Origin of the sequence: Paeniglutamicibacter sp. ORCA_105, from assembly GCF_045798545.1 — a bacterium.
GTDB classification, from domain to species: domain Bacteria; phylum Actinomycetota; class Actinomycetes; order Actinomycetales; family Micrococcaceae; genus Paeniglutamicibacter; species Paeniglutamicibacter sulfureus.
Genome location: NZ_JBIXLM010000016.1, coordinates 1 through 17,147 on the forward strand (window position 1 = coordinate 1; position 17,147 = coordinate 17,147).

Genomic DNA, 17,147 nt, shown 5'->3' on the forward strand with positions numbered 1-17,147 from the left:
CGCCCCCCTGGGGGGGCCCCCCCCCCCCCCCGGGAGCTGAACTCCTGGCCAAGGAACTTCCCCGGGGCGCCAAGGTCCTGGTGGTGGGCAGCGCCCACCTGCGCGATTGCGTCAGCTCCTTCGGAATGGAAATCGTCTCCAGCCACCACGACGGCCCCCAGGGTGTCATCCAGGGCTTCGACCCCGCCGTCGGCTGGAAGGACCTGGCCGAAGCTGCATTCGCCATTAATGGCGGTGCCATTTGGGTCGCCACGAATACCGACCTGACCATCCCGCGGGCCGAGGGCATAGCCCCGGGCAACGGTGCCCTGGTCGAGGCCGTCGCAGCCGCCACCAAGGCCAAGCCGCTGGTGGCGGGCAAGCCCGAGCCACTGCTCTTCCGCCGCGCGGCCGAAACCTTCCAGGCCACCCGACCGCTGGTTGTGGGGGACCGGCTCGATACGGACATCCTTGGCGGAAACAACGCCGCATTCAACACCGCGCTGGTGCTTACCGGAGTCGACACGGTGCGCACGGCCCTGGCCGCCCGCACTGCCGAACGCCCCGATTATCTCCTTGCCGACCTCTCCGGGCTCTACGAGCCTTACCCGGTTGTTGAGGTCACCGGGTTCGGCGTCCGTTGCGGATCCGCCATGGCCTCGGTCAACGGCGACACAATCACCATCGATGGCGATGAAGCCGACCTGGATTCCTGGCGTGCGGCATGTGCGGCCTGGTGGCTCGCCCACCCGCGGCAGGAACACGCCGTGGAACCTAAGCTGAGCTTTTCCCAAATCGTCGGCATCAAGCCATAGGCTCGATGATGATGATGAGCAGCAACCACACCCCACTTCCCAACATCGGCCCCGGCGCAGCGGTCCCCGGGCCACGCCCGGCCGCCCCCGCTGAATCACGCGCATCGACGACAGACCTCGAAATCCTGGAAACCCTGGCATCGACCCCCGTTGCCGAGCACCTGGCCATCTTCGAGGAGCTGCAGGCGTCGTTGACCGCCGATCTGGATGCCACCTCGCAGGAGCAGGCATGAGCCGCCTCGACCAGGAACTGGTCACCAGGTCCCTGGCCCGTTCGCGCACCGAGGCTGCCCGGCTGATCACCGAGCAACGGGTGCTGGTCGATGGCTTGATTGCCGCCAAGGCGGCAAAAAACGTCGACGAAACCTCCGCGATCACCGTCCGCGCCCCCGAGGGCGAGGAATTCGTGAGTCGCGCCGGGCACAAGCTGGCCGGTGCACTGGCCGAGTTTTCACCCATCGAGGTCGCCGGGAAACGTTGCCTTGACGCCGGGGCTTCGACCGGCGGATTCACCGACGTGCTGCTGCGCCGCGGTGCTGACCATGTCGAGGCCGTCGACGTTGGACACGGCCAGCTCGTCCCCGAGCTGCGGGCAGACGCCCGCGTCCACGTCCACGAGGGCATGAACGTCCGCTACCTGGATCCCGCGGACATCGGCGGAACCGTGTCCCTGGTCGTGGCCGACCTGTCCTTTATCTCGCTGACCATGGTCATGAATGCCCTGGCCAGGGCCACGGAGCCCAACGGCGACCTGGTCCTCATGGTCAAGCCCCAATTCGAGATCGGCCGCGAGCAGCTGTCCCGCACCGGGGTGGTCAGCAGCCCGACCCAGCGGCGCAAGGCGGTGGACGCCGTGATGTCCTGCGCGCACGACTCCGGACTGGCCGTTAAGGGGCTGGCCCGCAGCCCGCTCCCGGGCCAGGACGGCAATGTCGAGTTCTTCCTGTGGCTGGGCAAGGACACCGGACACAATCCAGGGGCTTTTGCACATCCCCGCGTCGGGACCGACGCCTGGCCGGACGTTGACTATTCTTAGACTGGTGGCATCTGAATCGATGTCCTAACCTTCGGTCCGCCGAGGAAGGAACTCATGCGCAGGATTTTGGTCCTCACCCACACCGGACGATACGATGCCCTGTCAGCAGCCGTGGACACCTGTTCCCGGCTGCGGGATGCCGGACTCATCCCGGTGATGCGGCGCCTGGAAATGCAGGCAGTGCGCAACACCGCGGAGGGCGAGGACCTCGAGGTTGAGATCCTCGACGAAGACACCAGCCTCGAGAACATTGACCTGGGGGTTGTGCTGGGCGGCGACGGCAGCGTGCTGCGGGCCGCCGAACTGGTCCGCAACGCCGGGGTCCCGCTGCTCGGGGTCAACCTGGGGCACGTAGGGTTCCTGGCGGAAAGCGAACGCACCGCCCTGCAGGAAACCGTGCAGTGGATCGTTGAGAGCCGCTTCACCGTCGAGGAACGCATGACCATCGACGTGCAGGTCTGGCTGGACAACCGCCGGATCGCCCACACCTGGGCGCTGAACGAGGCTGCCATCGAAAAGGCCAACCGCGAACGCATGATCGAAGTGGTCATGGAGGTCGACGGCCGCCCGCTAAGCACCTTCGGCTGTGACGGCGTGGTCATGGCCACCCCGACCGGCTCCACCGCCTACGCGTTTTCCGCCGGGGGACCGGTGGTCTGGCCCGAGGTCGAGGCGCTGGTGATGGTGCCGATCAGCGCCCACGCGCTCTTCGCCAAGCCGCTGGTCGTGGCCCCCACCTCCGTCCTGGCCATTGAGATCCTGACCCGCACCGATGCCGGGGCCGTGCTCTGGTGCGACGGCCGGCGCTCCATCGAGCTGCCGCCGGGCGCCCGAATCGAAGTCACCCGCTCCACCAAGCCGGTGCGCCTGGCGCGGGTGAACCAGACCCCGTTCTCCGAGCGGCTGGTCAACAAGTTCGAACTACCCATCCACGGCTGGCGCGGTCCGGTGGAACCCGGCGAACGCGAGACCGCCACGACCGCGCTGCCGGTCATCACCCCGGCGATGCAGGTCATCGAGCCGCGCCACCACGCGCCCAAGCCCGAACCGGAAACCCTCGCGGACAAAGATCATCGGAGGCAACTGTGATACAGGAAATACGCATCAGCGACCTGGGTGTCATCTCCCAGGCGACCCTGCCGCTGGGCCCGGGCTTCAGCGTCGTCACCGGCGAAACCGGTGCCGGCAAGACCATGGTCATCACCGCGCTCGGGCTGCTGCTCGGACGCCGCGCCGACGCCGGGGCCGTGCGCCACGGCGCCAAGCAGGCAGTGGCGGATGCGACGCTTGTGCTGCCCGCCGCCAGCAAGGTCCTGGACCGCGCCGAGGAAGCCGGCGCCCTGGTCGAACGCTATGAGGACCAGGCCGAACTGATCATCACCCGCACCCTGTCCGCCGAGGGACGCAGCCGCGCCTCCGTGGGCGGACGTGCGGCCCCGGTGGGAGTACTCGTGGAACTGGGCGAGGACCTGATCGCCATCCACGGACAGACCGACCAGTTGCGGCTCAAGGGAGCCGCGGCGCAGCGCGCCTCGCTGGACAAGTTTGCCGGCGCCCCGCTGGCCAAGCTGCTGGCCACCTACCAGGAGACCTTCGACAAGTGGGGCGGTGCCACCGCAGAGCTGGAGGAACTCGTCGCGGCATCCCGCGAACGCATCCGCGAGGCCGAGTCGCTGCAGGCGGCCCTGGAGGAAATCGACGCCGTCGACCCGCAGCCGGCCGAAGACGTGGACCTGAAGCACCAGTCGCTGAAGCTTTCAAACATCGAGTCGTTGCGTTCCAACGCCAACCTCGCCCACGAGTCGCTCAACAGCGAGGACTATGAGGCTCCCAGCGTCATCTCCTTGGTAGAGATCGCCAGGCATGCCCTGGAGCAGGTCGCCGCCGACGACGCGGACATCAAGTCCCTCTCCGAGCGACTCAACGAGATCGGCATCCTTGCCGCGGAGGTGTCGACCGACCTGGCCGCCTACCTCTCCGACCTGGACACTGAGGGTCCCGAGCAGCTTGCGGCGCTCGAGGAACGCCGCGCCGACCTGAACCGGCTGATCCGCAAGTATGCGCCGGACATCGACGAAGTGATCGCCTGGGCCAACACCTCTCGCGCGCGTCTGGCCGAGATCCAGGGCGACGACGGCCGCATCGAGGAGCTGCGTGCCGAAACCGAGGCGCTGCGCCTTGAGGTCGCCGACCTGGCTGCCAAGCTCTCGAAGCTGCGTGCCAAGGCGGCCAAGGACCTGGCAGCCCGGGTCACCGCCGAGCTCGCGGCCCTCGCCATGCCCGACGCGAAGTTCGTGGTCGAGCTCGAGAAACTCGCCGAACCCAACCGCTTCGGCATCGATGCGATCACCATGCTGCTGCAGCCCCACGCCGGGTCCTCCCCGCGGCCACTGGGCAAGGGGGCCTCGGGCGGCGAGCTCTCCCGGGTGATGCTGGCCATCGAGGTGGTCTTGGCTGCCGTGGACCCCGTTCCGACGTTCGTCTTCGACGAGGTGGACGCCGGCGTCGGCGGCAAGGCGGCCGTCGAGATCGGCAAGCGCCTGGCCATGCTGGCCAAGCACGTCCAGGTGATAGTTGTCACCCACCTGCCGCAGGTGGCAGCCTACGCCGACAGGCATGTCCGGGTCATCAAATCCTCAAATGCCAAGGCCGCCGACGGTGCGGGATTCACCGCCAGCGACGTGGTACTCCTGGACGAAGCCGAGCGCGTGCGCGAATTGGCGCGGATGCTGGCCGGCCAGGAAGACTCCAGCACAGCCCAGGCCCATGCCGAGGAATTGCTCGGCGAGGCGCAGCTGCTTGTGAGTTCGCTTTCCTGAACCCCGGATTCCGCCTGCCGCTTCCGGCAAGGCTGTAGAGTCTTTCCCAACCGTCCAACAACGAAAAGGTGATAGGGTAGAACCCCGTGGTGCAACGTAATCTTTCTCGTGATTCCCGGTCGTCTGAAACGACAAAGCATATCTTCGTCACTGGTGGCGTGGCCTCGTCCCTCGGAAAGGGATTGACGGCTTCCAGCCTCGGTCACCTTCTTCGCGCACGTGGTCTCTCCGTCACCATGCAGAAGCTAGACCCGTATCTCAATGTGGATCCGGGCACAATGAACCCCTTCCAGCACGGTGAAGTCTTTGTCACCGATGACGGCGCCGAAACCGATCTCGACATCGGACACTACGAGCGCTTCCTGGACGAAAACCTCACCGGCATGGCCAACGTGACAACCGGCCAGGTCTACTCCGAGGTCATCGAGAAGGAACGCCGCGGCGACTATCTCGGCGACACGGTGCAGGTCATCCCGCACATCACCGACGAAATCAAGCGCCGCATGCGCTTGCCGGCCACCGAGCCGGGCAAGGGCAAGAAGGCCCCGGACGTGATCATCACCGAAATCGGCGGCACCGTTGGCGACATCGAGTCCCAGCCGTTCCTCGAATCGGCGCGCCAGGTCCGCCAGGACATAGGCCGCGGCAATGTCTTCTTCGTCCACGTCTCCCTGGTGCCCTACATCGGCCCCAGCCAGGAACTGAAGACCAAGCCGACCCAGCACTCCGTGGCGGCGCTGCGCTCCATCGGCATCCAGCCCGACGCCCTGGTGATCCGCTCCGACCGGGATATCCCGGACGAGATGCGCGTGAAGATCGGCCGCACCTGTGACGTCGATCCGGAAGCAGTGATCAACTGCGCCGACGCTCCGAGCATCTACGACATCCCCGTCGTGCTGCACGCACAGGGCCTGGACGCGTACATCGTCCAGCACCTGGGCATGAAGTTCAAGGACGTGAACTGGTCCAAGTGGAACAGGCTCCTTGACGCCGTCCACAACCCCAAGCACCACCTGGAAATTGCGCTGGTGGGCAAGTACATTGACCTGCCCGACGCCTACCTCTCGGTCACCGAGGCGCTGCGCGCCGGCGGCTTCGCCAACAAGGCCAAGGTCCAGATCCGCTGGGTTCCCTCCGACGACTGCTCCACCACCGAAGGCGCCAAGAAGGCGCTTGCCGGCGTTGACGCCATTTGCGTGCCCGGAGGCTTCGGCATCCGCGGCCTGGAAGGCAAGCTCGGTGCCCTGAAGTTCGCCCGCGAAACCGGACTGCCGACCCTGGGCCTGTGCCTGGGCCTGCAGTCGATGGTCATCGAGTACGCACGGAACGTCGTGGGACTCGCAGACGCCTCGTCCACCGAGTTCGAACCGAATTCCACGCACCCGGTCATCGCGACGATGGCTGAGCAGCTGCACATTGTCGACGGCAAGGGCGACCTGGGCGGCACCATGCGCCTGGGCCTCTACGACGCGATCCTCACCGAGGGCTCCGTGATCGCCGAGACCTACGGCAAGACCGCCGTCGCCGAACGCCACCGCCACCGCTACGAGGTCAACAACGCCTACCGCGCCCAGATCGCGGAGGCTGGCTTGGTCTTCTCCGGCACCTCGCCGGACGGCAAGCTGGTCGAGTTCGTGGAATTGCCCAAGGACGTGCACCCGTACTACGTCTCCACGCAGGCCCACCCGGAGCTCTCCAGCCGTCCCACCCGCCCGCACCCGCTCTTTGCAGGGCTGGTCAAGGCCGGGTTGGCACACCAGAAGGCCGGCAAGTAACACCATGGCAACAAAAGACGGCGAGGCGCTGGGCGATTCGTTCAGCCCTCGCCGCCTGCTTAAGTCCGAGACCGTCTACGACGGGCGCATCTGGGACGTAGTGCAGGACACCTTTGAATTCGCGCCCGATGCCGCACCGCTGGTGCGGGACTACATCGAACACCCCGGGGCCGTTGCGGTGCTGGTGCTCAACGATGCCGACGAGGTGCTGATGATCAACCAGTACCGCCACCCGGTGCGCATGAACCTGTGGGAAATCCCCGCCGGGCTCATGGACATCGAGGACGAGGCGCCGCACCTTGCCGCCGCACGCGAACTTGCCGAGGAAGCCGACCTGGTCGCCGAGGACTGGGCCGTGCTGGTCGACCTGTTCCTTTCCCCCGGATCATCCTCGGAGGCGATCCGCATCTATCTGGCCCGCAACGCCCACGCGGTCCCTGAGCATGAACGCCACGAACGCACCGACGAGGAAGCCGACATGGAACTTGCCTGGGTTCCCCTGGACGAAGCCGTTGCCGGCGTCCTGGGCGGGCGGATCCACAACCCTTCCGCGGTTGCAGGCCTATTGGCGGCCGTCGCGGCACGCGCGGACGGATACGCATCGCTGCGCCCGGTCGACACCTCGTTCGAAGCCCACCCGCGACTGCGCTCCAACGAGCCAAGGCTCTAGGGGAGCGGCGAAATGTCTTCCGACACGATTGGGCCAGCCACGATCCGGTTGACCCCTGTCGGTTCGGTCCCGGCCACCATCCGGCTGACACCCGTCGAGCCGGCACCTGCCGCTCCGCCGACACCTGCCGCTCCGCCGGCACCTGCCGCTCCGCCGGCACCTGCAGCTCCGCCGGCACCTGCCGGACCAGACCCGGCAACCTTGCCCATGGGCAAGCACCTGGCGACCTACCTGCAGCATCTGGCCGTGGAACGCGGCATGGCCAAGAACACCGTCAGCGCCTATCGCCGGGACCTGTACCGCTACGTTTCCTTTCTGCACACCCAGGACGTGCACGAACCGTCCCAGGTGACCCTGGGCCACCTGACCTCCTTCGCGCAGGCCGTGCGCGACGGTGCCGACGGAGCTGCGCCCCTGAGCGCACGCTCGGCGGCGCGTACCATCGTCGCGGTGCGCGGGGTGCACAAGTTCTGGGAACTCGAGGGGCAGGCACCCACCAACCCCGCCGTCGACCTGCACCCGCCGGCACCCGGGCGCCGCCTGCCCAAGGCCATCAGCGTCGAGCAGGTGACCGCGATCCTGGATTCGGTCTCCATCGAGACCTCGGCGGGCCTGCGCGACAAGGCCATCCTCGAATTCCTCTACTCCACCGGCGCCCGCATCTCGGAGGCAGTGGGCTTGGATGTCGATGACCTGCACCTGGAACGCCCGGCCAGCGGGCCGGCGGTGGTGCGGCTCTTCGGCAAGGGCTCAAAGGAACGCATCGTGCCGCTGGGCTCCTACGCCATCGACGCACTGAACGCATACCTGGTCCGCGGGCGCCCCGAGCTCGTGGCGAAGGGCAAGGGCACTGCCGCCCTCTTCCTGAACCAGCGCGGCGGACGGCTCTCGCGCCAATCCGCCTGGTCGGTGCTCACCAAGGCCGCCGAACGCGCGGGCATCGAACAAGACGTCTCCCCGCACACCCTGCGCCATTCCTTCGCCACCCACCTGCTCGAGGGCGGTGCCGACGTGCGCGTGGTCCAGGAGCTGCTGGGCCATGCCTCGGTGACCACGACCCAGGTCTACACCCTGGTCACGGCCGATACGCTGCGTGAAATCTACGCGGCAGCCCACCCGCGGGCCCACAACTAAGGAAAAGAGCCGCCAGCCATGGAGCATGCATCAACGCAAACCCCCACCCGGGTCGTGTTGTGCCTGCCGGTGGAGCACGGGGCAAACGGCACCCAGGTGCTGCTGGGGCTGAAACAGCGCGGGTTCGGTGCCGGACGGGTCGTTGCCCCGGGGGGAAAGATCGAGCCGGGGGAGAGCCCCGAGGCCGCCGCGGTGCGCGAGCTGGTCGAGGAAACCTCGCTGGTCGCCGACATTGATTCGCTGCTGCCCGCAGCCCGGGTCTACTTCCGCTTCCCCGCGAACCCCGCCGCTGACATGGACTGCACCATCTACCTCACCTCGGCTTTCACCGGCATGGCCATGCCCTCGGCGGAGCTTGCCCCGGAATGGCATCGGGTGGAGAACCTGCCGTTGGAACGGATGTGGGACGATTCCGCGCTGTGGCTGGGGCGGATCCTGTCCGGTGAACGTTTCGACGCCCTGGTGCGCCTTGCCGCCGACAACGAATCGGTGGACGGCTTTTCCACCGTCAACTGGCCGGGAAATGGAATTCCCGCCGCTGATGCAACCGAAGCCGACTTCCCGGACATTACCTAGGCATAAGGGAGCATCCGACATCGGGTGCCGTGAGGGGGAGGGAACCCGTGGGAGCGAGAACCGCGTTGCATGTGGAAGAACTGCACCGGCAGTACTCCCAGCGCGTTTACGGATACGTGTACCGGCGCACCAGCGATGTGCAGTCCGCCCAGCAGATCACCAACGACGTTTTCCGCATCGCCTGGCAGCACCAGAAGGGGCCGTCGGAAGATGTGTTGCCGTGGCTGCTGGTGACAGCGCGGAACCTGGTCGCCAATGAATACAGGGCACAACGCCGCCAACGCAACCTCGTCGAGAAGCTGGGCAGCAGTGAACTGGCCCGCCGCCCGCAGCCGGAGAACGATCCCGGTGCCGCGGTCCGCGAAGTCCTGAACACCTTGCGCCCGCAGGAACGCGAAATCCTCATGCTCGCCTATTGGGATTCACTGAGCCTGGCCGAAATCGCGGCCATTCTCGATTGCTCGCCCGACTCGGCCAAGTCCCGGCTTTTCAGGGCGCGCAAGGCCTTCTCGAAGAAGGCACCGAACCAGATGTTGAAGGGTGGAACCTCAAATGGACAACATTGAACAGCTCCTGCGAGACGCCGACCCGCGCATGCACCGGGACTCCGCCGGGCCCCTTCCCCTGGACCTGGAAGAACCACGCCCGGTCTTTACCCAGCAAAAGGTGCGCGAAACACCCAAGCAGCGGCGCTCCTGGCGCCCCGTGGCAGTGGGCGGGATGCTCACCGCCGCAGCGGTGGCCGCGGTGATCGTCTGGTCGCCGTGGAACGCCCCGCTTCCGGACCCGCTACCGGCCATAACACCCACGCCAAGCCCCACGGCCCCCGTGCCGTCGGAAACCGGCGCGGCCGATCCGACCTCACAACCGGAATCATTGCAGTTGCCCAACGAACTGTTCCCCGCCTACGACGGCGCGCACTTCGCCGACGACGAGGCCTGCAGTGCCCTGTCGCTGCCCGAGATGCAGTTCGCCGACGCCAACGGCAAGCTCAGCAATCCGGGACTGGACGCCGAATCCTTCGCGCTCATTGGTTGCCTGGAGGGATTCGCGGCCTTCACGCCGTCGGATCGGTATCGCACCGAGCTTAACGTCGACGACGTTTCCGGTGGCATGCTGATAGCCAAGTGGGATCCTGAAGCGGGACACTGGGTCAGTTCGCCCCTGAAGATCGCCGAGGACGGCGTGGAGGTGCACCAGGAACACCTCAGCTGGCCCCTGCTGCGTGGCTACACCTACGAAGCGGATGAAACACCCGAGCAACGCATGGACCGGGCCATCAAGGACCAGAAAATACCCAGGCAGGTCGCCGCGACGCTCTTCGGGCCGAATGTGCCTTCGTGGATGGAAGCCGAGAACGGGGCCGAACACGTCGCCTACGGCAACTCCGTCCTGGAAGTCACCCACCCGTCATGGAGCATGTACGAAAACATGCGCGACGAGGACGGCAAGGCCATGGATCCTGCCACGGCGGATCCACGGGTCGCGGCAACCTACCAGTTGATGTTCTTCGATGCGCACGGCAAGGCCGTCTTCAACCTCGGTCTCTTCCCCGACGACCGTCCCGGCCAGGACGGTTCCGAAAGCTGCGGCGACCCGGAGGGGACCTACACGCTGCACGGCCTGAACCCCACCTCCGTGGAGGTCGACGAGGGGAAGCTGGGCCTGGGCCTGGTCACCCAGACCGACGTCTTCGGGATCGAGCGATCCGTGGTCTCGCTGGTCCCGGTCGACAGCGCCACGGAGGGCAAGCTCTGCGACCTGGCCACCACCTTCCACCACCGAGGCAAGATGGTCCAATCGGACGCCTGGACCGGACCCATGGGGTTCAAGGACGCGGCCGAGCGCGACGCTTACCAGGAATCCAGCGAGTACCTGCGGGCCATCGAGGTTGCCGAGTCGTTGAGACTCACGTAGGCACAGGCACAGGCACAGGCACGAACAAGAAAGCGAGGGAGCTGGCCGGCACCCATTTTGGGTCCCGGCCAACTCCCTCGCAACGTGCTGCGGTCCCGAATGATTACAGCGCGCGCTGCTCCGGGCCGTTGTATTCGGACAGCGGGCGGATCAGCGCGTTGGACGCGCGCTGTTCCATGATGTGTGCTGTCCAACCCGTGATGCGCGAGGCAATGAAGATCGGGGTGAACATCTCGGTGTCGAAGCCCATCAGGTGGTAGGTTGGGCCGGCCGGGTAATCGAGGTTCGGCTTGATGGCCTTGGCCTCGTCCATGGCCGCTTCGAGTCCGTCATACAGCCCGAGCATTTCGCTACGGCCGTAGTAGGCGATCATCTTGTCCAGCGCAGCCTTCATGGTCGGAACGCGGGAATCGCCGTGCTTGTAGACACGGTGGCCGAAGCCCATGACCTTTTTCTTGGCGGCCAGGGCCTCCTCCATCCACGTCTTGGCACGGGCCGCGGCATCCTGGCGGGATTCGTTCTTGTCGATGCCGATCTCGTGGAAGGTGTGCATCACTGCCTCGTTGGCGCCGCCGTGCAGCGGCCCCTTCAACGCGCCGATGGCCGCGGTGACGGCCGAGTGCAGGTCCGAGAGCGTGGAGGTGACCACACGGGCGGTGAACGTCGAGGCATTGAACGAGTGCTCCGCGTAGAGGACCATCGAAACGCGGAACGCGTCGACCACCTCCGGTGCGGCCTCTTCGCCGAAGGTCATCCACAGGAAGTTCTGCGAATAATCCAGGTCCTCGCGTGGGTCGATGACGCCCAGGCCGCGGCGGCGGCGCTGGTCGTAGGCGACAACTGCAGGGAACGCGGCAAAGAGTTCCTTGGCCTTGATGAGTTCGGCCTCGGGGGAGGAATCGTCGGCCAGTGCGTGGTTGGCGCCGATGACCGAGACCGCCGTGCGGCCCACGTCCATCGGGTGGCAATCCAGCGGCAGCAGGTCGATGGCGGCCTTGACGTTGGCGGCCAGGGCGCGCCCTGCCCGCTCGGCGGCGACGAAGTCGGTGAGCTCGATTTCAGTGGGCAGCTCGCCGGTCCACAGCAGCAGGGCCACTTCCTCGAAGCTCTTCCTGGCGGCCAGGTCCTGGACCGGGTATCCACGGTAGAGCAGCGAATTCGTCTCCGGATTTACCTTGGAGACCGCCGTGTAGTCGACGACGACGCCGGCGAGGCCCTTCTTGATCTCAGTTTCAGTCATCACTTCGCTCCTGATTCCTACAGATTCGCGTTGTTTGAGTGGATATCCAGATCCGGGACCTGGAAATTGAAGATCCCGGTGTCGAAGCGGTTGTACGCCTCGTAGTCAACCAGCTCGTAGAGACGCGCACGCGTCAACATTGAATCTACCCGAGACTCCTGGGTTCCGTCGGCGGCAATCACATCCAGGACGCGTTCCGCCTCTCCCATGGCGCTGCGCAGCAGCGTCACCGGGTAGATGACCATGGCCACGCCGACATCCGCCAGTTGCTGGCGGGTGAAGAGGTCGGACTTGCCGAACTCCGTCATGTTCGCCAGTACCGGGACGTCGACTGCCTTGCAGACTGCCTCGAACTCGGAAATGTCCTTCATGGCCTCCGGGAAGATGGCATCCGCGCCGGCATCCACCAGGGCCTTGGCGCGGTTGATTGCTGCATCGAGTCCCTCCACGGCGCGCACGTCGGTGCGGGCCATGATCAGGAAGTTCGAATCGCGGCGGGCATCCGCCGCCGCGGCGATGCGCTTGACCATGGTGTCCAGGTCCACGACGTTCTTGCCGTCGAGGTGGCCGCAGCGCTTGGGGTTGAACTGGTCCTCGATGTGGCAGCCGGCCAACCCCGCATGCTCGAGTTCCTGGATGCTGCGGGCCACGTTCATTGGCTCGCCGAATCCGGTGTCCGCATCGACCAACGAGGGCAGGTCTGTCATCCGGGCGATCTGCCCGGCACGGGTGGCCACCTCGGTGAGCGTGGTCAGCCCGATGTCCGGAAGGCCAAGGTCATTGGCCAACACGGCACCGGAGATGTAGACGCCGTCGAAGCCCTTTTCCTCGATCAACCGGGCCGAGAGCGGGTTGAAGGCCCCGGGGAACTGGCGTGCGGTTCCCGGAACGAGCATCTCGCGCAGTGCCGCGCGCTTCTGCTCCGGGGTGGTGGTGGAGTACAACATGTTAGAACAGTCCCTTCGGGGCTGCCGCGAGGTCGATGACGCCCGGGGCTGCAACGATGTTCAGCTGGTCGAGCTCGCCGGCTCCCAGTTTCTCCAGGTTTTCCGCGGCTGCAATGAACCGGTCGATTTCGTCTTCCTCGACCAGGCCGGTGGCCAGGGTGCGGAACTTGTTGATGTACTGCTCGCGGGCGAACGGCCGGGCTCCCAGCGGGTGGGCGTCGGCCACGGCGATCTCGTCGGTGATGACGGTGCCGTCGGCCAGGGTGATGACCACCGAGCCGCCGAAGGCCTTCTCGTTGATGTCCAGCGAGTGGTAGCGGCGGGTCCACTCCTTGTCTTCCTCGGTGGTGACCTTGTTCCACAGTTCCACGGTGTCGGCACGTCCCGCCCGCTCCGGGGAGTAGGAGTCCACGTGGTGCCAGGCGCCGTCCTGCAGGGCGACGGTGAAGATGTACGGGATCGAGTGGTCAAGGGTTTCGCGCGAGGCGGTCGGATCGTACTTCTGCGGGTCGTTGGCGCCGGAGCCGATCACGTAGTGCGTGTGGTGGGAAGTCTTGATCAGGACCGAGGCGACGTTCTTGGCGTCGGCGGCTTCCGGGTGTTCGCGGTTGAGCTTGCGGGCCAGGTCGATCCAGGCCTGTGCCTGGTACTCGGCCGAGTGCTCCTTGGTGTAGGTGTCCAGGATGGCGCGCTTGGCTTCGCCGGCCTCCGGAAGCGGAACCTCGTAGGCCGCGTCCGGCCCGTCCAGCAGCCAGGCGATGACGCCGTCTTCGCCTTCGTAAATCGGCACCGGGGAGGTCTGGCCGCGCATGGCGCGGTCCGCTGCCTCGACGGCCATCTTGCCGGCGAAGGCAGGTGCGTGGGCCTTCCAGGTGGAGATCTCGCCCTTGCGCGACTGGCGGGTGGCGGTGGTGGTGTGCAGGCCCTGGCCCACGGCCTGGAAAATGGTTTCGACATCCAGGCCGAGCAGGGTGCCGATGCCGGCGGAGGCCGACGGGCCCAGGTGTGCCACGTGGTCGATCTTGTGCTTGTGCAGGCAGATCGCCTTGACCAGGTCGACCTGGATCTCGTAGCCGGTGGCGATGCCGCGGATCAGGTCCTTGCCCGAAGCTCCGGTGTGCTGTGCCACCGCAAGGATCGGCGGGATGTTGTCGCCCGGGTGGGAGTACTCGGCGGCCAGGAAGGTGTCGTGGTAGTCGAGCTCGCGCACCGCCACGCCGTTGGCCCAGGCTGCCCATTCGGGGGACACCTTCTCGGTGATGCCGAAGACCGAGGCACCCTTGCCGCCGGTGGACGGGGCATGGGTCAGGGCCTGGGCACGTGCTGCAACGATCGGACCGCGGTTCAGCGAGGCAATGGCAACGGAGGCGTTGTCGATGATGCGGTTGATGATCATCTCGGTGACCTCTGCGGTGACCTCTACCGGGTCGGCTGCAACGGTAGCGATCTTGTGCGCGAGCTGATCCTCGCGGGCAAGGTTTTCTTCACTGCGGTACACGCGTACGGGGTGGTTGATCATGGGGTGTCCTCTCGGGGTCCAGCATGGGTTTTGATGTGTTCAAGACTGTGGTGCAGGTGCAATTGGGTGGCCGCCGCGGCGACCTCCGGGTTTCGGGCCGCGATGGCCTCGGCGATCGCCGCGTGTTCAAGCGCGGACCTCGCCAGTCTTTCGGGGTCGTCCTGGGCCAGGCGGCGGACCCGGGCCAGATGGACCCGCAGGGAGCGCAGGGCCTGCTCGATATAGGGGTTGCCCACTGCGGCATCGATGCAGCTGTCGAGTTCCCCGGCCAACAGGTAGTAAGCCTCGCGGCTTTCGGGACCGGTGGAGCGTCCCGCCTCCAGGAAGCGGGAGCGCAGCGACGCAAAGGTGGCCGGCTCGGCTTTTCGCGCCGCAATGCGGGCGGATTCGACCTCGAGGGCGCGGCGCAGGTCGAAAAGGTCGTCAACGTGCTCGCTTGAGACGTCGGAGACCACGGCACCGCGGCCGCGCTGCTGCACTGCCAGCCCGTCGGCGACCAGCCGGGCCAGGGCCTCACGCAGCGGGGTGCGTGAAACACCCAGGCGTTCGGCCTGTTCAACCTCGCCCAGCACGGCACCGGGACGCAACCGCCATTCGACGATGTCCGTTCGCAGTGCCTCATAAGCCTTGTCGCTTGCCCTCATGCCATCAATTGTATACAGAAAAGCCACAAAGTCACGCGAAGGACGAGAATTTATTCGAAAATATTGCGTTCGTGTATACATTAATCTTGAAATTGTGTGGCGGGAGTCATATGCTCGGTGGGACCCGATCAAGTACCTGATACGAATGGATGGACGGTTCGCATGGCACCGACCTACGCGCAGACCTTTGCCGAAGCCAAGAGCGACCCTGCAGCCTTTTGGCTCAATGCGGCCGCATCAATCGACTGGGAGCAACCGCCCACCGCCGGACTGGATGAGAGCCGCGCGCCGATCTATGCGTGGTACCCCGACGGGGTCCTCAACGTTTGCCACAACGCCCTGGACCGCCACGTTGCGGCGGGCCGCGGGGAGAACACCGCACTGGTCTACGACTCCGCGGTCCTGGGCATCCAGGAACGCTTCAGCTACGCCGAGCTGCTGGCCAAGGTCGAGACGTTTGCAGGTGTCCTGCGGGATGCGGGGATCGGGGTCGGTGACCGGGTGCTGATCTACCTCCCGATGATTCCGCAGGCACACATCGCCATGCTGGCCTGCGCCCGCATCGGCGCGGTGCACTCGGTGGTCTTCGGCGGCTTCGCCCCCAAGGAACTGGCCGCACGCATCGACGACGCGACCCCGGCCGCCATCGTCACCGCGACCGGCGGCATCGAGCCCTCGCGCCGCATCGAATACCTGCCCGCCGTCGCCGAGGCCATCGGGATGGCCGGCCATAAGGTTTCCACCGTCATCGTCCACCACCGTGACGGCTTCGCGCACCAGCGCTCCGAGTTCGCCGGCTCCGCCGGCACCTGGCACGACTGGGACGAGTTGGCCGCGCTCGCCGAACCCGCCGCCGCGGTTCCGGTGCCCGCCACCCACCCCCTCTACATCCTCTACACCTCCGGGACCACCGGCGCCCCCAAGGGCGTGGTGCGCGATTCCGGTGGCTACGCGGTGGCCATGGACTGGTCGATGCGCAACATCTACGGCGTTGGACCGGGCTCCACCATGCTCACCGCCTCCGACGTCGGCTGGGTGGTCGGGCACTCCTACATCGTCTACGGCCCGTTGATCGCCGGGGCCACCACGGTCCTCTACGAAGGCAAGCCCGTGGGAACCCCCGACGCCGGGGCCTTCTGGCGGCTCATTCAGGACCACAAGGTGGATACGTTCTTCACCGCCCCGACCGCGCTGCGCGCGATCCGCAAGGCCGACCCCGCCGCCGAGCTGATGGCCGGCTACGACCTCTCCAGCCTCAGGAACTTCTTCGTGGCGGGGGAGCGGCTGGACCCCGACACCTACGCCTGGGCCGGGGAAAAGCTCGGGGTGCCGGTGGTGGACAACTGGTGGCAGACCGAGACCGGCTGGCCCATTGCCTCGAACTGCGTGGGCCTTGAGGTGCTGGAGCCCAAGGCCGGCTCTCCCACTGTCCCGGTGCCCGGGTACGACGTGCGGATCCTGGACGGGCTCGGCGCCGAGGTGGAGGCGGGCGAAGAGGGCAACATCGCCATCAAGCTCCCGCTGCCCCCGGGCACCTTGGCCACGCTGTGGGGCAACGACCAGCGCTTCATCGAAACCTATCTTGAGCATTTCCCCGGCTACTACGCCACGGGGGACTCCGGCTATCTCGATGCCGACGGCTACCTCTTTGTCATGGGCCGCACCGACGACGTCATCAACGTCTCCGGGCACCGGCTCTCCACCGGCGCCATGGAACAGGTGCTGGGCTCCCATCCTGCAGTTGCGGAATGTGCGGTCATCGGGGTCGCCGACGAGCTCAAGGGCCAGCGCCCCAGCGGATACGTGGTGCTCAAGAGCGGGGCAGGGATCTCCGAGGAGGAGCTGGCCGGGGAACTTGTCGCGATGGTACGGGCGCACATCGGACCTGTCGCGGACTTCCGCGAGGTCCGCATCGTCGCGGCGCTGCCCAAGACCCGCTCGGGCAAGATCCTGCGCAAGACCATGCGGCAGATCGCCGACGGCAAGCCCTACGCGGTGCCCTCCACCATCGAGGACCCGGCGGTCATCGAGGAACTCATCCCGTTCCTGCGCCCGGCGGGCCGGTAGTCCAGGGGC

The 17,147-nt window shown here is 66.4% G+C and carries 16 protein-coding genes; 12 read left to right on the top strand and 4 right to left on the bottom strand.

Translation table 11 applies throughout. The features are described 5' to 3' along the window. Positions 1 to 83: 83 nt before the first annotated feature. The 11 genes from ACIPUB_RS09675 (at position 84) to ACIPUB_RS09725 (ending at position 10,721) form a co-directional block, all read left to right on the top strand. On the top strand, positions 84 to 794 hold the full coding sequence (locus ACIPUB_RS09675) for an HAD-IIA family hydrolase (RefSeq protein ID WP_407607183.1): 711 nt from the start codon (positions 84 to 86) through the stop codon (positions 792 to 794). Positions 795 to 808: 14 nt separating this feature from the next. Then, entirely contained in the window at positions 809 to 1,027 is a 219-nt protein-coding gene (locus ACIPUB_RS09680; protein ID WP_407607184.1) for a hypothetical protein, read from the top strand. After that, the gene (locus ACIPUB_RS09685; protein ID WP_407607185.1) at positions 1,024 to 1,830 is read left to right on the top strand and encodes a TlyA family RNA methyltransferase; all 807 of its coding nucleotides are present in this window, start codon (positions 1,024 to 1,026) and stop codon (positions 1,828 to 1,830) included. The genes ACIPUB_RS09680 and ACIPUB_RS09685 overlap by 4 nt, the downstream gene beginning before the upstream one ends. 54 nt (positions 1,831 to 1,884) lie before the next feature. Next, positions 1,885 to 2,919, top strand: coding sequence for an NAD kinase (locus tag ACIPUB_RS09690; protein ID WP_407607186.1), 1,035 nt, complete (start codon positions 1,885 to 1,887; stop codon positions 2,917 to 2,919). After that, a complete protein-coding gene (gene recN, locus ACIPUB_RS09695; protein ID WP_407607187.1) occupies positions 2,916 to 4,649 on the top strand; it encodes a DNA repair protein RecN in 1,734 nt (577 codons plus the stop codon). Before ACIPUB_RS09690 ends, recN begins: the two co-directional genes overlap by 4 nt. An 86-nt stretch (positions 4,650 to 4,735) precedes the next feature. After that, positions 4,736 to 6,424, top strand: a complete 1,689-nt coding sequence (locus tag ACIPUB_RS09700; protein WP_407607188.1) for a CTP synthase — start codon at positions 4,736 to 4,738, stop codon at positions 6,422 to 6,424. A 4-nt stretch (positions 6,425 to 6,428) separates the two neighbouring features. Further along, the gene (locus tag ACIPUB_RS09705) at positions 6,429 to 7,094 is read left to right on the top strand and encodes an NUDIX domain-containing protein (protein ID WP_407607189.1); all 666 of its coding nucleotides are present in this window, start codon (positions 6,429 to 6,431) and stop codon (positions 7,092 to 7,094) included. Positions 7,095 to 7,106: 12 nt separating this feature from the next. Further along, on the top strand, positions 7,107 to 8,228 hold the full coding sequence (xerD, locus tag ACIPUB_RS09710; RefSeq protein WP_407607190.1) for a site-specific tyrosine recombinase XerD: 1,122 nt from the start codon (positions 7,107 to 7,109) through the stop codon (positions 8,226 to 8,228). A gap of 18 nt (positions 8,229 to 8,246) precedes the next feature. Next, positions 8,247 to 8,804, top strand: a complete 558-nt coding sequence (locus ACIPUB_RS09715) for an 8-oxo-dGTP diphosphatase (protein WP_407607191.1) — start codon at positions 8,247 to 8,249, stop codon at positions 8,802 to 8,804. Between the two features lie 47 nt (positions 8,805 to 8,851). Then, positions 8,852 to 9,370 carry an RNA polymerase sigma factor gene (locus ACIPUB_RS09720; RefSeq protein ID WP_407607192.1) on the top strand — a complete coding sequence of 173 codons (519 nt, stop codon included), beginning with the start codon at positions 8,852 to 8,854 and terminating at the stop codon, positions 9,368 to 9,370. Next, a complete protein-coding gene (locus ACIPUB_RS09725; protein WP_407607193.1) occupies positions 9,357 to 10,721 on the top strand; it encodes a hypothetical protein in 1,365 nt (454 codons plus the stop codon). Before ACIPUB_RS09720 ends, ACIPUB_RS09725 begins: the two co-directional genes overlap by 14 nt. Positions 10,722 to 10,824: 103 nt before the next feature. Here the strand turns inward: ACIPUB_RS09725 and ACIPUB_RS09730 are convergent, their stop codons facing one another. The 4 genes from ACIPUB_RS09730 to ACIPUB_RS09745 are packed head-to-tail and all read right to left on the bottom strand — an operon-like array spanning position 10,825 to position 15,071. Next, on the bottom strand, positions 10,825 to 11,961 hold the full coding sequence (locus ACIPUB_RS09730) for a bifunctional 2-methylcitrate synthase/citrate synthase (protein ID WP_407607194.1): 1,137 nt from the start codon (positions 11,959 to 11,961) through the stop codon (positions 10,825 to 10,827). 17 nt (positions 11,962 to 11,978) lie between these two features. Then, the gene (prpB, locus tag ACIPUB_RS09735) at positions 11,979 to 12,908 is read right to left on the bottom strand and encodes a methylisocitrate lyase (RefSeq protein ID WP_407607195.1); all 930 of its coding nucleotides are present in this window, start codon (positions 12,906 to 12,908) and stop codon (positions 11,979 to 11,981) included. A gap of 1 nt (position 12,909) precedes the next feature. Further along, positions 12,910 to 14,427, bottom strand: a complete 1,518-nt coding sequence (locus ACIPUB_RS09740; protein WP_407607196.1) for an MmgE/PrpD family protein — start codon at positions 14,425 to 14,427, stop codon at positions 12,910 to 12,912. Then, positions 14,424 to 15,071, bottom strand: a complete 648-nt coding sequence (locus ACIPUB_RS09745) for a GntR family transcriptional regulator (RefSeq protein ID WP_407607197.1) — start codon at positions 15,069 to 15,071, stop codon at positions 14,424 to 14,426. Before ACIPUB_RS09745 ends, ACIPUB_RS09740 begins: the two co-directional genes overlap by 4 nt. Before the next feature lie 162 nt (positions 15,072 to 15,233). Between ACIPUB_RS09745 and ACIPUB_RS09750 the strand changes: the two genes are divergently transcribed. After that, positions 15,234 to 17,138 (top strand): AMP-binding protein, encoded by a 1,905-nt coding sequence (locus ACIPUB_RS09750; protein ID WP_407607198.1) that lies wholly within the window; start codon positions 15,234 to 15,236, stop codon positions 17,136 to 17,138. Positions 17,139 to 17,147 lie beyond the last annotated feature (9 nt).

Bases quoted from the DNA above. Each gene is read 5' to 3' on its own strand.
- ACIPUB_RS09715 (WP_407607191.1), top strand. From the start codon at position 8,247: ATGGAGCATGCATCAACGCAAACCCCCACCCGGGTCGTGTTGTGCCTG.
- ACIPUB_RS09690 (WP_407607186.1), top strand. From the start codon at position 1,885: ATGCGCAGGATTTTGGTCCTCACCCACACCGGACGATACGATGCCCTG.
- ACIPUB_RS09685 (WP_407607185.1), top strand. From the start codon at position 1,024: ATGAGCCGCCTCGACCAGGAACTGGTCACCAGGTCCCTGGCCCGTTCG.
- ACIPUB_RS09750 (WP_407607198.1), top strand. From the start codon at position 15,234: ATGGCACCGACCTACGCGCAGACCTTTGCCGAAGCCAAGAGCGACCCT.
- ACIPUB_RS09680 (WP_407607184.1), top strand. From the start codon at position 809: ATGAGCAGCAACCACACCCCACTTCCCAACATCGGCCCCGGCGCAGCG.
- ACIPUB_RS09725 (WP_407607193.1), top strand. From the start codon at position 9,357: ATGGACAACATTGAACAGCTCCTGCGAGACGCCGACCCGCGCATGCAC.
- xerD (WP_407607190.1), top strand. From the start codon at position 7,107: ATGTCTTCCGACACGATTGGGCCAGCCACGATCCGGTTGACCCCTGTC.
- ACIPUB_RS09705 (WP_407607189.1), top strand. From the start codon at position 6,429: ATGGCAACAAAAGACGGCGAGGCGCTGGGCGATTCGTTCAGCCCTCGC.
- prpB (WP_407607195.1), bottom strand. From the start codon at position 12,908: ATGTTGTACTCCACCACCACCCCGGAGCAGAAGCGCGCGGCACTGCGC.
- ACIPUB_RS09745 (WP_407607197.1), bottom strand. From the start codon at position 15,071: ATGAGGGCAAGCGACAAGGCTTATGAGGCACTGCGAACGGACATCGTC.
- ACIPUB_RS09730 (WP_407607194.1), bottom strand. From the start codon at position 11,961: ATGACTGAAACTGAGATCAAGAAGGGCCTCGCCGGCGTCGTCGTCGAC.
- ACIPUB_RS09740 (WP_407607196.1), bottom strand. From the start codon at position 14,427: ATGATCAACCACCCCGTACGCGTGTACCGCAGTGAAGAAAACCTTGCC.